This is a genomic window from Mangrovibacter phragmitis, from assembly GCF_001655675.1.
GTDB lineage: Bacteria > Pseudomonadota > Gammaproteobacteria > Enterobacterales > Enterobacteriaceae > Mangrovibacter > Mangrovibacter phragmitis.
Genome location: NZ_LYRP01000012.1, coordinates 494,802 through 508,387, shown reverse-complemented (window position 1 = coordinate 508,387; position 13,586 = coordinate 494,802). Strand labels below are relative to the sequence as shown.

Sequence of the window (13,586 nt, the reverse complement as noted above, 5' to 3'; positions counted from 1 at the left end):
TTGTGATAACCTGTGGCACATTGTGAACACCCGGGAGCTCTCATGCACGTCGACATTGACTGGCAACATATCGACACCGTTCTGCTGGATATGGACGGCACCTTACTCGACCTCGCATTTGACAACTATTTTTGGCTGCATCTGGTGCCAGAAACGCTCAGCAAACAGCGGGGCATTCCCCTCGAGGACGCACATACCCTGATTCGCCAGAAATACCATGCCGTACAACATACGCTAAACTGGTATTGTCTCGATTACTGGGGTAATGAACTCGGCCTGGATATTCGTGGTATGACCCGGGAGATGGGGCCACGGGCAGCCTTGCGGGCTGATACCGCGCCATTTTTATCTGCTCTGAAACAGGCCGGGAAGCGGCGAGTCCTGCTGACTAATGCGCACCCGTATAACCTTTCTGTCAAACTGGAACATACTGGTTTAGGCAACTGGCTTGATTTATTACTTTCCACCCATACATTTGGTTATCCCAAAGAAGACAGGCGTCTGTGGCTGGCTGTTCAGGAGCAAACCGGGTTTGATCCGGCTCGCACATTGTTCATTGACGACAGCGAACCTATTCTTGATGCCGCAAAACAATTCGGCATTCGCTATTGTCTCGGGGTCACTAACCCGGACTCCGGGCAACCCGATAAAATCTGGCACCGCCATCCGGCAACAGGTGACTACCGGGGGCTGCTCCAGGCACTATCCTGAAAGGAGGTGAGATGAAAGAGAAAATCGCAGAAGGTGTGCGGCTGGATAAATGGCTGTGGGCTGCCCGTTTTTATAAAACCCGGGCCATTGCGAGAGAAATGGTTGAAGGCGGGAAGGTGCACTACAACAGCCAGCGAAGTAAACCGAGCAAAATCGTCGAACTGGATGCCTGTCTGGTGATTCGTCAGGGTAATGACCAGCGTACGGTTATTATTAAAGGCATCACCGACAAACGTGGTCCCGCAATACAAGCTGCTACGCTGTATGAAGAAACACCGGACAGTATTGAGAAGCGCGAGAATATCGCACTGGCTCGTAAAATGAATTCACTGACAATGCCGCATCCTGAACGTCGCCCTGACAAAAAAGAGCGGCGTGATTTGATGAAATTTAAATACGGCGGCAATGAATAATCACCGCCCGCAAGAGAGAGAAAGTATGGTTCAACACGACCAATTGCACCGTTATCTGTTTGAAAATTTCGCTGTTCGCGGCGAACTGGTAACGGTATCTGACACCTGGCAGCAAGTGCTGGCCAACCACGATTACCCGCAACCGGTGAAAAACCTGTTGGGTGAAATGCTCGTGGCCACATCACTGCTCACTGCCACATTGAAATTTGAAGGTGATATTACCGTTCAGTTGCAGGGTGATGGTCCGTTGTCCCTGGCTGTTATCAACGGTAATAACCAGCAGCAACTGCGTGGTGTTGCGCGTTTTAGCGAAGAGTTCCCAGCCAGTGCCACACTGAAAGAAATGGTGGGTAATGGCTATCTGGTTATCACCATCAGTCCGAAAGAAGGTGAGCGCTACCAGGGTGTGGTTGGTCTGGAAGGTGAAACCATCGCAGAGTGTCTGGAAGATTACTTTGTGCGTTCAGAACAATTGCCAACCCGCCTGTTTATTCGCCTTGGTGAGTCAGAAGGTAAACCTGCAGCAGGAGGTATGTTCCTGCAAGTCTTACCTGCTCAGGATACCCAGGCTGATGATTTTACTCACCTTGCCACGTTGACAGAAACCATCAAAGCCGAAGAACTACTGACACTGCCTGCCCAGGAAGTGCTATGGCGCCTGTACCACGAAGAAGAAGTCACTCTGTATGAACCTCAGGATGTCAGTTTCTCTTGCAGTTGTTCACGTGAGCGCTGTGCTGCAGCCCTGAAAACTCTGCCACAAGAAGAAATCAACACCATCCTTGAAGAAGATGGTGAGATAGATATGCATTGTGATTATTGCGGTAGCCACTACCTGTTTAATGCTATGGATATCGCAGAAATACGGACCAATGCCGATCCAGCGGATCCGCACATTCATTAAGTACTACAGGCCCTGGTCATCACCAGGGCTTCTTTTCCCTTCCGTCAGCCACCACACTGTTTTGTCGAGAACTACACCGTCGCAACATTATGTATGCGTTTACAATCTCAAAAAGGCTTTTTTTTCTACTTTTCAATAACATTTGCAAAACACTTATATTCATTAATAAAAAAATCCTGCGATAATGTTCCCCGCAGCGAGACCTGCCCTGCTTCTGTTGATTTGCGAACAAATCTTTTGATACGTAAATCTATGAAGCGGGTCGCGGTCAACATTCGGCTAATAACCCTACAATTTATAGTAATAGTTCCTGGCTAAGGAGAAGTGACATGCGCGTTTTAACCCCGCAAGAACTGAAGGCTTATGGTATTCATGACGTACTGGAAGTGGTGTATAACCCTGATTACGATAGATTGTATCGTGAAGAGCTTGACCCAACCCTGGAAGGGTTTGAACGTGGCGTACTGACAAATCTGGGTGCCGTCGCTGTTGATACCGGTGTTTTCACTGGTCGCTCACCAAAAGATAAATATATCGTTCGTGATGATACAACCCGCGATACATTATGGTGGGCTGATAACGGCAGCGGAAAGAATGACAATCACCCGCTCACCCCTGAAATATGGCAAGACCTGAAAAACCTCGTCACTGAAGAGCTTTCGGGAAAACGTCTGTTTGTGGTTGATGCTTTTTGCGGTGCTAACCCGGACAGCCGCTTGTGTGTACGCTTCATTACCGAAGTGGCCTGGCAGGCACATTTCGTCAAGAACATGTTCATTCGGCCCAATGATGAAGAACTCGTTGATTTTGAACCTGACTTCATCGTAATGAATGGGGCAAAATGCACCAATCCAAACTGGCAGGCACAAGGCCTGAATTCAGAAAACTTTGTTGCCTTTAACCTGACAGAACGCATGCAGTTAATTGGTGGCACCTGGTATGGCGGCGAAATGAAGAAAGGGATGTTCGCCATTATGAACTACCTGCTGCCACTGAAAAACATTGCCTCCATGCACTGTTCCGCCAATGTTGGTGAAAAAGGCGATGTAGCGGTCTTCTTCGGTTTATCCGGAACCGGTAAAACCACTCTCTCCACTGATCCGAAACGCCGCCTGATTGGCGATGACGAGCACGGCTGGGATGACGACGGCGTATTCAACTTCGAAGGGGGTTGTTACGCGAAAACCATCCGTTTATCAGAAGCAGCAGAGCCAGATATTTACCGGGCTATTCGCCGTGATGCTTTGCTGGAAAATGTCACCGTCGCTACCGATGGCACCATTGATTTCGACGACAGCAGCAAAACTGAAAATACCCGCGTGTCTTACCCTATTTATCACATTGATAATATTGTTAAACCAGTATCCAAAGCAGGCCATGCCACTAAGGTGATTTTCCTCACCGCAGACGCATTTGGAGTGCTGCCACCTGTTTCACGCCTGACAGCCGAACAAACGCAATACCACTTCCTTTCAGGTTTCACCGCAAAACTGGCTGGTACAGAATGTGGTGTGGACGAACCAACGCCTACATTCTCTGCCTGCTTTGGCGCCGCCTTCCTCACGCTGCACCCCACGCAGTATGCAGAAGTGCTGGTGAAACGGATGCAGGCTGCCGGTGCCCAGGCCTATCTGGTGAATACGGGCTGGAACGGTTCTGGTAAACGTATTTCCATTAAAGATACGCGCGCAATCATCGATGCCATTATTAGTGGAGAACTGGATAACGCTGAAACCACCACGCTACCGGTCTTTAACCTCGCCGTACCAGTTGCATTAACGGGAGTGAACGCCAGGATACTTGACCCACGCAATACATGGGCCACTGCCGCACAATGGGAAGAGAAAGCGCAGCATCTCGCCACACTGTTTGTGGATAACTTCGAGAAATATACCGATACTCCCGCGGGTGCCGCGCTGGTCAGTGCCGGGCCACAAACCCGGTAACCAACTCCCTGAGTCTGAGTAGCAGAAAGCCCGTGTATTCTGGAATACACGGGCTTTGCTTTGTATCACCTGTCTGGTGGAGTTACCAGCGTCCGGTTAACTCTCTTTCGCCTTCTCAGCCAGTAACCCAGGCATAATGGGCAGCCAGGCCCGAATGCGCAACCCACCGCGCTCACTGCTGCCAATGTCCAGCAGACCATTATGGTTATCTATAATACGTTGCACAATCGCAAGGCCCAGACCGGTACCACTGGTACTGCGCGCGCTGTCTCCACGCACGAAAGGCTGCAGTAAATGTTTCAGTTGTTCAGGCGGGATGCCCGGCCCGTCATCTTCCACCTGAAACCAGGCCTTACCCGGCTCTGTGCCACTACTGACTTTTATCCACCCATTACCGTAACGCGCCGCATTAACCACCATATTGGCCACAGCGCGCTTGATAGAAAGCGGATGAATATTGACAGTAATCTCACCCGGCTGCAGACAGGTATTAATCTCGCGCTCATAACCACTTTCCGCAGCAATCACTTCCCCGAGCACACCGTTAAGATCTGCCGTTTCCAGTGGCATTTCCTGGCCCGTTCGCAGGTAGTCAATAAACTGCTCAATAATGGCATTGCACTCTTCGATATCTTTATTGATTGACTCCGCAAGATAACCATCCTGCTCACTCATCATCTCGGTCGCCAGACGGATACGAGTGAGAGGCGTGCGCAGATCATGACTGACTCCGGCCATCAGCAAGGTGCGGTCGTCCGCCAGTTGCTTCACCCCCGACGCCATATGGTTGAACGCCCGGGTCACCGAGCGTACCTCTGAAGCACCATATTCTCGTAACGGCGGAGGGATAATCCCTTTACCCACCTGCAACGCAGCATGCTCAAGGTCGACCAGGGGGCGGTTTTGAATACGAATAAACAACCACGCCCCACCAATGGCCAGCAACATAATCGCCAGGGTATAGCGGAACAACGGTGAGAAATCGCCCTGATGAATTTCAGTCAGCGGTACCCGTACCCAAATATTGGGAGACAGCCAGGTTTTCAGCCAAACAACCGGCGAGCTTTTATTGACCTCAACACGAACTTCCGTTGGTCCACCGAGTTGTTGCGCCATTTGCTGGCTCAAAAATTCGTAATGCTGCGCCCAACGCAGGCCAGCCTCTTCCGCTGCTTCATCGGAATAAAGCGATATCCCGAGTTCACGATAAATCTCGCGACGAAACGCAGGCGGTACAACCAGTTGAGTACCGTCCTCCAGTTGCAGTTTATCTGTCATCAGCATACGAACTTCGTAAGCCAGTACTTTATTAAACTGCTGGAGGCTCGGCAAAATCGCAAAGTTCAGCACGACAAGGTAGGTTGTCACCAGGCTGGCAAACAGCAAGGTGACAATCAGTAACAAGGTGCGGGCAAATGAACTTCTTGGCGAGAAGCGCAGTCGCCTCATGCTTTAGCGCCATCCGGCACAAACACATAACCCAGGCCCCATACCGTCTGAATATAACGGGGATGTGCCGGGTCCTCTTCCACCATGCGACGCAGGCGGGAGATCTGAACATCAATAGAACGTTCCATCGCACTGTATTCACGGCCACGCGCGAGGTTCATCAGTTTATCGCGGGATAATGGTTCACGCGGGTGGCTGACCAGGGCTTTCAACACAGCGAATTCACCACTGGTTAAAGGCATCGGTTCGTCATCACGGAACATTTCACGGGTTCCCAGGTTCAGTTTAAATTTGCCAAAAGCAATAACAGCTTCTTCCTGGGACGGTGCGCCGGGTAACTCATTTGCCTGGCGGCGCAACACTGCACGAATACGAGCCAACAATTCACGCGGGTTAAAGGGTTTGGGAATATAGTCATCAGCACCAATTTCCAGCCCAACAATACGATCCACTTCTTCACCTTTCGCCGTTACCATAATGATGGGCATCGGGTTACTCTGGCTACGCAGACGGCGGCAAATGGACAAACCATCTTCTCCCGGCAGCATTAAATCCAGAACCATTAAGTGGAAAGACTCACGTGTCAGCAGGCGATCCATTTGTTCAGCGTTAGCAACGCTACGAACCTGGAAGCCTTGTTCGGTGAGATAACGCTCAAGCAGTGCACGCAACCGCATATCGTCATCAACAACCAGAATTTTATAATTCTCTTGCATACTGTTAACTCCCAAAGGCTCGAATTGTACGATGGCTATTCTAGAAAAGTGTGCGCCAACGACCAGATAAAACTGGTATATATTCTAGTCAAAATTGTTACAAAGCATATTTAACAGCGACTTATCTGTACAATACATCACAAACTGGTGCATAAAGCGACAGGCAAGTTATTGTAAAACAGGCCTGCTTCACCATTTGACAGAACTAACAGGTACATTGCATGAAAACGCCCTTGATTACCCGAGAGGGTTACGAAAAACTAAAAAAAGAGCTGGATTATTTATGGCGTGAAGAACGTCCTGAAGTCACCAAAAAAGTTACCTGGGCGGCAAGCCTTGGCGACCGTAGCGAAAACGCCGACTATCAGTACAACAAGAAACGCCTGCGTGAAATTGACCGGCGTGTTCGCTATCTCACTAAATGCCTTGAGAGTTTACGCATTGTTGACCACTCACCACAGCAGGATGGCAAAGTGTTTTTTGGCGCCTGGGTGGAAATTGAAAACGACGACGGGGATATCAGGCGGTTTCGCATTGTCGGCTACGACGAAATTTTTGGCCGCAATGACTACATCTCTATTGATGCTCCTGTGGCCCGGGCGTTGCTCAAAAAAGAAGAAGGTGATGTTGCCACCGTTATCACACCATCTGGTATCGCAACCTGGTATGTAAACAGTATCAGCTATACAAGACCGGACTGGTCCAAAGAAGCCTGAGCCTCTGCACTGTTCACAAGATTTAAAGAACAAACTGAAAAAGCAGGCTGAAAGGTCGCCATAACTGGCATTTTATTTCCGGACTCCGTATAACTGTGCTTCACTTTTTATCGCGACAGACAGACAACAAAAGCCATGATGAACAATTCGCTTAACGGCATTATTGCCAGTGAACTCAAGGCACGGAATGAGCAGGTTGAAGCGGCTATCCGTTTGCTTGATGAAGGGAACACCGTGCCATTTATCGCACGTTATCGTAAAGAGATCACAGGTGGGCTGGATGACACCCAATTGCGTCAACTTGAAGTCCGTCTGGGTTATCTGCGTGAACTGGAAGAGCGCCGCCAGGCCATTCTGAAGTCGATTAGCGAGCAAGGGAAGCTGAGTGATGAACTGGCTGGAGCCATTAATTCAACACTGAGCAAAACGGAGCTTGAAGACTTATATCTCCCGTACAAACCTAAACGCCGCACTCGTGGGCAAATCGCCATTGAAGCAGGGTTAGAGCCGCTTGCGGATCTGCTCTGGCAGGATGCCTCCCGCACACCAGAACAGGAAGCAGAGCAGTATATTGACGCAGACAAAGGCCTGCCCGACACCAAAGCAGTGCTGGATGGCGCGCGCTATATTTTGATGGAACGCTTCGCTGAAGATGCGGCCTTGCTGGCAAAAGTGCGTGACTACCTGTGGCGTAATGCCCATCTGGCTTCCACCGTGGTACCAGGTAAGGAAGAAGAAGGCGCGAAATTCCGTGACTATTTTGCCCACCATGAAGCCATTTCTGGTGTGCCTTCACACCGTGCTCTGGCCATGTTCCGTGGCCGTAACGAAGGTGTGCTTCAGTTAGCCGTTAACCCGGATCCCCAGTTTGATGAGCCCCCCAAAGAAAGTTACTGTGAACAACTGATTATTGACCACCTTGGGCTACGCCTGAACAACGCGCCAGCAGATAACTGGCGGCGTGCGGTTGTTTCCTGGACCTGGCGTATCAAGGTGTTAATGCACCTGGAAACAGAGCTAATGTCTACCCTGCGCGAACGCGCGGAAGATGAAGCAATCAATGTCTTTGCCCGTAACCTGCATGATTTGCTGATGGCGGCACCTGCGGGAATGCGTGCCACAATGGGGCTGGATCCGGGTTTGCGTACCGGGGTTAAAGTTGCCGTTGTGGACGCCACCGGGAAACTGGTTGCTACTGATACCATTTACCCGCATACCGGGCAGGCAGCTAAAGCGGCGGTTGTGCTGGCAGCATTGTGTGAAAAACACCATGTCGAACTGGTCGCTATCGGTAACGGTACAGCATCGCGCGAGACAGAACGTTTCTGGCTGGATGTGCTAAAACAGTATCCTCACCTTAAAGCACAGAAAGTGATTGTCAGCGAAGCCGGGGCATCAGTCTATTCCGCTTCGGAACTGGCGGCACAAGAATTTCCATCACTTGATGTTTCTTTGCGTGGCGCGGTCTCCATTGCCCGCCGCCTGCAGGATCCGCTCGCTGAGCTGGTGAAAATAGACCCGAAATCTATCGGAGTAGGCCAGTACCAGCACGATGTCAGCCAAAATCAACTGGCGAAAAAACTCGATGCCGTAGTCGAAGACTGCGTAAACGCCGTGGGTGTGGATTTAAACACCGCATCGGTGCCGTTATTAACCCGTGTGGCAGGTCTGACACGTATGATGGCGCAGAATATTGTCGACTGGCGCGACCAGAATGGACAGTTCCAGAACCGCCAGCAACTGCTGAAAGTTAGCCGTCTGGGGCCGAAAGCTTTTGAACAATGTGCCGGCTTTTTGCGTATCAACCACGGGGATAACCCGCTGGATGCATCAACTGTTCACCCTGAAGCCTACCCTGTTGTTGAGCGGATTCTTGCCGCAACCCATAAAGCCTTACGGGACTTGATGGGTGATGATGGCGCACTACGTAACCTGAAAGCGATCGACTTCACTGATGAACGTTTTGGTGTTCCTACTGTTACGGACATTATCAAAGAGCTGGAAAAGCCCGGGCGCGACCCGCGACCTGAGTTTAAAACGGCGCAATTTGCTGATGGAGTGGAAACACTCAACGATCTCCAGCCGGGCATGATCCTGGAAGGTGCTGTCACCAACGTCACTAACTTCGGCGCATTCGTAGATATTGGCGTGCATCAGGATGGACTGGTGCATATCTCTTCTTTAGCAGATAAATTCGTTGAGGACCCACACAAGGTGGTGAAAACCGGTGATATCGTTAAAGTCAAAGTGATGGAAGTGGATTTGGCCCGCAAGCGCATTGCGTTGTCTATGCGTCTTGACGAACAACCAGGGGAGAGCCAGCCTCGTCGGGCAAAAGGTGGCAACACGCAACAGCGCCCTCAACAACAGTCACGTCAGCACCAGCGTGAAACAACCAGCTCAGGTAACAGTGCCATGAGCGACGCACTGACTGCCGCATTTGGTAAAAAGCGTTAATCCGTGATATGAAAATTGCCAGCCTGTTTACCCGGGCTGGCAAAAAAAATCACAAAAAATCAGAAAAAAAATCGTTCTCCGCCTGTCACCTGCTCAGTTTCACCTTGTAACAAAGCTGCCCCAGTGATACTGAAATAGTCCTGTAAAATTCGCCGGTTCCGCACACCAGCGCATATATAAAAGTTAATTGTTAGCGGGCTGGAATTTAGCAAATAATTATTTTTTAATATAAATAAAATACACTTCACCAAAATATTTAAAATCTAACCTTTAATTTAACAAAATTAACCATTTGTAGTTATTTGAAATACCCCACCACTCATGCTAAATACCCTCTTTATGACACAGATTAACCTTAGTACGAATAAAGTGTGAAATAAGATTCATTTGTGTTAAATCGAGTTGATTACGAAAACCATTCTCATTATCATTGTATTACTTGTTTTATTCTGTTCTATTTTTCTGGCGAGGCTCCTCTGAATCTCATTTCAGGCTGTTCTCTTGGTAAACGTTCACTTGTAAGTTCTGGCAGGCATTATGCAATTCTTACCATCCAGCTCATGGAAAATCATTGGGTTCTCCGGAGAAATCAGCCCGGCATACCGCCAAAAGCTTCTCTCTTTAGGCATGTTGCCAGGTTCGTCATTCAATGTGGTACGTGTGGCACCACTGGGCGATCCTATTCATATTGAAACCCGTCGCGTTAACCTGGTCGTGCGTAAAAAAGACCTGGCGCTATTAAATGTCGAGGAAATACGCTGAGTTACGCTCAGTTGTTAGGTCATGGCAATGCAAGAAAGTGGGTCATAAAATGAAAACAATTACTGTTGGTTTGATTGGTAATCCCAATTCCGGGAAAACAACATTATTTAACCAATTAACAGGTGCCCGCCAGCGTGTAGGGAATTGGGCGGGCGTAACGGTTGAACGTAAAGAAGGGCTGTTTGCGACACCAGAACATCAGGTTACACTTGTTGACCTGCCTGGTACGTATTCCCTGACCACTATTTCTGCACAAACCTCCCTCGATGAACAAATTGCCTGCCACTACATTCTGAGCGGTGATGCAGATTTACTGATTAACGTTGTTGATGCCAGCAATCTTGAACGCAATCTTTATTTAACATTGCAGCTTCTTGAACTCGGTATTCCTTGTGTTGTCGCCCTGAACATGCTGGATATTGCAGAGAAACAGCACCTGCGTATTGATATTGATGCGCTTTCTGCCCGGCTTGGCTGCCCGGTCGTGCCACTGGTTTCCACTCGTGGGCGGGGTATCGACAACCTGAAACGCGCTCTGGACATTCACCAAAAAAACAGTAAACAAGAGTTCGTTCATTACCCGCAACCCATTATTGACAGCGCGCAACAACTGGCTGAGTCCATGCCCGATACATTACCGGCGGACCACCGCCGCTGGCTGGGCATACAAATGCTGGAAGGGGATATCTATAGCCTTGCCTACGCTGGAGATGCAAGCAACCAACTCAATGCAGTAAAAGCCGGGCTGAGTGAAAAAATTGATGACCCGGCGTTATATATTGCTGACGCGCGTTATCAGACCATTGCCACCATCTGTGAATCAGTCAGTAACAGCATTACTGTTGAGCCGAACAAGCTCACTGCGCAGGTAGATAAAATCGTCCTGAACCGCTTCCTCGGTTTACCCATTTTTCTGTTTGTAATGTACCTGATGTTTCTGCTGGCCATTAACATTGGTGGTGCATTGCAACCTATTTTTGACGCCGGTTCCGTCGCCATCTTTATCCACGGTCTGCAGTGGGTTGGCGCAACGTTACATTTCCCGGACTGGCTGACGTTATTGCTTGCCCAGGGCATTGGCGGTGGGATCAACACCGTATTACCACTGGTACCGCAAATCGGCATGATGTACCTGTTTCTCTCTTTCCTTGAAGATTCGGGTTACATGGCTCGGGCAGCCTTTGTTATGGACCGCCTGATGCAATCTCTGGGGTTGCCTGGTAAGTCATTTGTCCCGCTGATTGTTGGTTTTGGTTGTAACGTACCTTCAGTGATGGGTTCACGTACCCTTGACGCACCCCGTGAGCGGCTGACAACCATCATGATGGCGCCATTTATGTCCTGCGGTGCACGCCTTGCTATATTCGCTGTTTTCTCCGCGGCATTCTTTGGGCAACAAGGGGCATTGATTGTTTTTTCGCTCTACCTGCTGGGCATTGTGATGGCAATACTTACCGGCCTGATGCTGAAGCACACTATTATGCGTGGTGAAGCCACTCCATTTGTCATGGAGTTGCCGGTTTACCACGTCCCGCACCTGAAAAGCCTGTTAATTCAAACCTGGCAACGCCTGAAAGGGTTCGTGATCCGTGCCGGAAAAGTGATTGTTCTGGTGAGTATTTTTATCGGCGCCCTGAACAGTTTCACACTCACCGGGAAAGCGGCAGATAACATTAACGATTCAGCCCTGGCGTCCGTCAGTCGCGTTCTGACTCCGCTGTTGCAACCCATAGGCGTTCACCAGGATAACTGGCAAGCAACTGTAGGGTTGTTTACCGGTGCTATGGCGAAAGAAGTGGTTGTTGGCACACTCAATACGTTGTATACCGCCGAGGATATTCATAATGAAGCGTTTGATCCGGCATCCTTCAACTTATTGAGTGAACTTCAGGGGGCGCTTCAGGATACCTGGAGAAGCCTGAAAGACACATTCAGTCTCAGCGTACTGGCTAACCCCATTGAAGCCAGTAAAGGTGATGGCGAAATGGCGACCGGTGCCATGGGCGTCATGAGCAGTAAGTTTGGTAGTGAGTCTGCGGCATACAGCTACTTAATCTTTGTATTGCTTTACATCCCTTGTATCTCGGTGATGGGCGCCATCGCTCGTGAAGCGGGTCGAGGATGGATGACGTTTTCCATTCTGTGGGGTCTGAACATTGCTTACTCGTTGGCTACGGTGTACTACCAAGTGGTCTCTTTCCACAGCCATCCTCAATACAGTCTGGTCTGTATTCTGGCGGTGGTGCTGTTCAATGTGGTGCTGTTGGGCGCTTTACGCCGTGCGCGTAGTCGGGTGGAAGTACACCTGGTTGCCAAACCAGGCAGTGTCGCTTCCTGTTGCCAGTCTGCAGGCACCAGTGACTGCCACTAAGACATAACAGGAGGCAACCAAGCTATGGCAAGCCTGATTCAGATCCGTGATCTACTGGCGCTGCGAGGTACCATGGATGCCTCGCAGCTCAGCCAGCAACTAGCCACACCGCTTCCACTGGTCAACGCTATGCTGGCCCGTCTGGAAGCGATGGGCAAAGCACAGCGTCGCACAGAAGACACCAGCCACTGCCTGGGCGGAGGGTGCAAAAGCTGCCCGGAGGGTAAAACAGCCTGCCTGAGAGAAGTGTGGAGCCTTAGCCAGCCAGCGTAAGAGAACAAACCCGGTGAACTGCGCCAGTGGGTTTACCGGGCACCTTTCAGGTTACAGGCGTAACCCGCTGGTCAGAGCCAATAATTGTTCACAGAACAAATCAGGGTGAGAAATGAATGGTGCATGTGCGGCTTTTGGGAATACAACCGAAGCACTGCGCTGCCAGCGGCTGTCCAGAATCTGTGCGGCTTTGCGCGGCACCAGCCCATCAAGGTAGCCATAGAGCCGCCAGAATGGTACATCCAGGTTATCCAGTGCTGCTCGCAAATCCACTTGTTCCAGAATAGCCAGCCCACCATTGAGCACCTCTGGTGTCGGGAACGGTTGCGACAACACAACGTCTTTGAGTACCCGTGCATCCTGCCGGGCACTTTCTGTACCCAGTGTCTGTAATGCCAGAAAACGCTCAACGGTTCGCCGGAATTCTTCGCTCAGTTGCTGCTGAAACCCCTGCAACACTGACCCTTTGATGCCAGGCCACCCTTCATGTTCATTCGCCTGAAAACAAGGCGAAGAGGCCACTGTAACCAGAGCGTCCACCCGGGAAGGTGCAGCCAGTGTTACCTGGCTGGCAACCAGCCCGCCAAGGCTCCAGCCCAACCATACTGCGCGTTCGGGTGCCTGTTGTAAAACCACATCAGCCATGTCCTCAAGTTTCATCGCACCATAGCCCTGGCTGCGCCCAAACCCCGGTAAGTCTACCAGGTGCAGGGTAAAATGCGGGCTAAGCTGGGCGGTAATGCCTTGCCAGACAGCCGCATTCAATCCCCATCCGTGCAACAGCACAAGATGTGTTTTTCCTTCACCACATGTTTGCCACCACAAATCCGTCATCGGTTATAGTTCTCTGATTTATCCAGCAAGGAGG

General features: G+C 50.2%; 12 protein-coding genes. 9 read left to right on the top strand and 3 right to left on the bottom strand.

Translation table 11 applies throughout. The features are described 5' to 3' along the window. The first annotated feature begins 42 nt into the window (after positions 1 to 42). The 4 genes from yrfG (at position 43) to pckA (ending at position 3,974) form a co-directional block, all read left to right on the top strand. Entirely contained in the window at positions 43 to 711 is a 669-nt protein-coding gene (yrfG, locus tag A9B99_RS12535; protein ID WP_064597950.1) for a GMP/IMP nucleotidase, read from the top strand. 11 nt (positions 712 to 722) lie between these two features. Continuing rightward, positions 723 to 1,124 carry a ribosome-associated heat shock protein Hsp15 gene (hslR, locus tag A9B99_RS12530; protein WP_064597948.1) on the top strand — a complete coding sequence of 134 codons (402 nt, stop codon included), beginning with the start codon at positions 723 to 725 and terminating at the stop codon, positions 1,122 to 1,124. 25 nt (positions 1,125 to 1,149) lie between these two features. Next, entirely contained in the window at positions 1,150 to 2,028 is an 879-nt protein-coding gene (gene hslO, locus A9B99_RS12525) for an Hsp33 family molecular chaperone HslO (protein ID WP_064598075.1), read from the top strand. Positions 2,029 to 2,357: 329 nt separating this feature from the next. Continuing rightward, a complete protein-coding gene (gene pckA / locus A9B99_RS12520; protein WP_064597945.1) occupies positions 2,358 to 3,974 on the top strand; it encodes a phosphoenolpyruvate carboxykinase (ATP) in 1,617 nt (538 codons plus the stop codon). A gap of 96 nt (positions 3,975 to 4,070) precedes the next feature. Here the strand turns inward: pckA and envZ are convergent, their stop codons facing one another. Next, positions 4,071 to 5,423, bottom strand: a complete 1,353-nt coding sequence (gene envZ, locus A9B99_RS12515) for a two-component system sensor histidine kinase EnvZ (protein WP_064597944.1) — start codon at positions 5,421 to 5,423, stop codon at positions 4,071 to 4,073. After that, positions 5,420 to 6,139 (bottom strand): osmolarity response regulator transcription factor OmpR, encoded by a 720-nt coding sequence (gene ompR / locus A9B99_RS12510; protein ID WP_036111203.1) that lies wholly within the window; start codon positions 6,137 to 6,139, stop codon positions 5,420 to 5,422. Before ompR ends, envZ begins: the two co-directional genes overlap by 4 nt. A 221-nt stretch (positions 6,140 to 6,360) precedes the next feature. Here ompR and greB point away from each other — a divergent pair, with 221 nt between their 5' ends. The 5 genes from greB to feoC all read left to right on the top strand — a co-directional run bounded on the left by greB (position 6,361) and on the right by feoC (position 12,718). Then, a complete protein-coding gene (gene greB / locus A9B99_RS12505; protein ID WP_064597942.1) occupies positions 6,361 to 6,855 on the top strand; it encodes a transcription elongation factor GreB in 495 nt (164 codons plus the stop codon). Between the two features lie 135 nt (positions 6,856 to 6,990). Further along, entirely contained in the window at positions 6,991 to 9,312 is a 2,322-nt protein-coding gene (locus A9B99_RS12500) for a Tex family protein (RefSeq protein ID WP_064597940.1), read from the top strand. A 537-nt stretch (positions 9,313 to 9,849) separates the two neighbouring features. Continuing rightward, positions 9,850 to 10,074: a ferrous iron transporter A gene (gene feoA / locus A9B99_RS12495; RefSeq protein WP_036111213.1), complete on the top strand. Its 225-nt coding sequence runs from the start codon at positions 9,850 to 9,852 to the stop codon at positions 10,072 to 10,074. A 49-nt stretch (positions 10,075 to 10,123) separates the two neighbouring features. After that, positions 10,124 to 12,445: a Fe(2+) transporter permease subunit FeoB gene (gene feoB / locus A9B99_RS12490; protein ID WP_064597938.1), complete on the top strand. Its 2,322-nt coding sequence runs from the start codon at positions 10,124 to 10,126 to the stop codon at positions 12,443 to 12,445. A 24-nt stretch (positions 12,446 to 12,469) separates the two neighbouring features. Then, entirely contained in the window at positions 12,470 to 12,718 is a 249-nt protein-coding gene (feoC, locus tag A9B99_RS12485) for a [Fe-S]-dependent transcriptional repressor FeoC (RefSeq protein WP_064597936.1), read from the top strand. A 51-nt stretch (positions 12,719 to 12,769) separates the two neighbouring features. Here the strand turns inward: feoC and bioH are convergent, their stop codons facing one another. Next, complete coding sequence (gene bioH / locus A9B99_RS12480; RefSeq protein WP_064597934.1) at positions 12,770 to 13,552, bottom strand: pimeloyl-ACP methyl ester esterase BioH; 783 nt, start codon at positions 13,550 to 13,552, stop codon at positions 12,770 to 12,772. Positions 13,553 to 13,586: the final 34 nt, after the last annotated feature.

Coding starts and splice junctions, on each gene's coding strand:
- A9B99_RS12500 (WP_064597940.1), top strand. CDS start 6,991: ATGATGAACAATTCGCTTAACGGCATTATTGCCAGTGAACTCAAGGCA.
- pckA (WP_064597945.1), top strand. CDS start 2,358: ATGCGCGTTTTAACCCCGCAAGAACTGAAGGCTTATGGTATTCATGAC.
- envZ (WP_064597944.1), bottom strand. CDS start 5,423: ATGAGGCGACTGCGCTTCTCGCCAAGAAGTTCATTTGCCCGCACCTTG.
- hslR (WP_064597948.1), top strand. CDS start 723: ATGAAAGAGAAAATCGCAGAAGGTGTGCGGCTGGATAAATGGCTGTGG.
- feoA (WP_036111213.1), top strand. CDS start 9,850: ATGCAATTCTTACCATCCAGCTCATGGAAAATCATTGGGTTCTCCGGA.
- hslO (WP_064598075.1), top strand. CDS start 1,150: ATGGTTCAACACGACCAATTGCACCGTTATCTGTTTGAAAATTTCGCT.
- bioH (WP_064597934.1), bottom strand. CDS start 13,552: ATGACGGATTTGTGGTGGCAAACATGTGGTGAAGGAAAAACACATCTT.
- greB (WP_064597942.1), top strand. CDS start 6,361: ATGAAAACGCCCTTGATTACCCGAGAGGGTTACGAAAAACTAAAAAAA.
- feoC (WP_064597936.1), top strand. CDS start 12,470: ATGGCAAGCCTGATTCAGATCCGTGATCTACTGGCGCTGCGAGGTACC.
- ompR (WP_036111203.1), bottom strand. CDS start 6,139: ATGCAAGAGAATTATAAAATTCTGGTTGTTGATGACGATATGCGGTTG.
- feoB (WP_064597938.1), top strand. CDS start 10,124: ATGAAAACAATTACTGTTGGTTTGATTGGTAATCCCAATTCCGGGAAA.
- yrfG (WP_064597950.1), top strand. CDS start 43: ATGCACGTCGACATTGACTGGCAACATATCGACACCGTTCTGCTGGAT.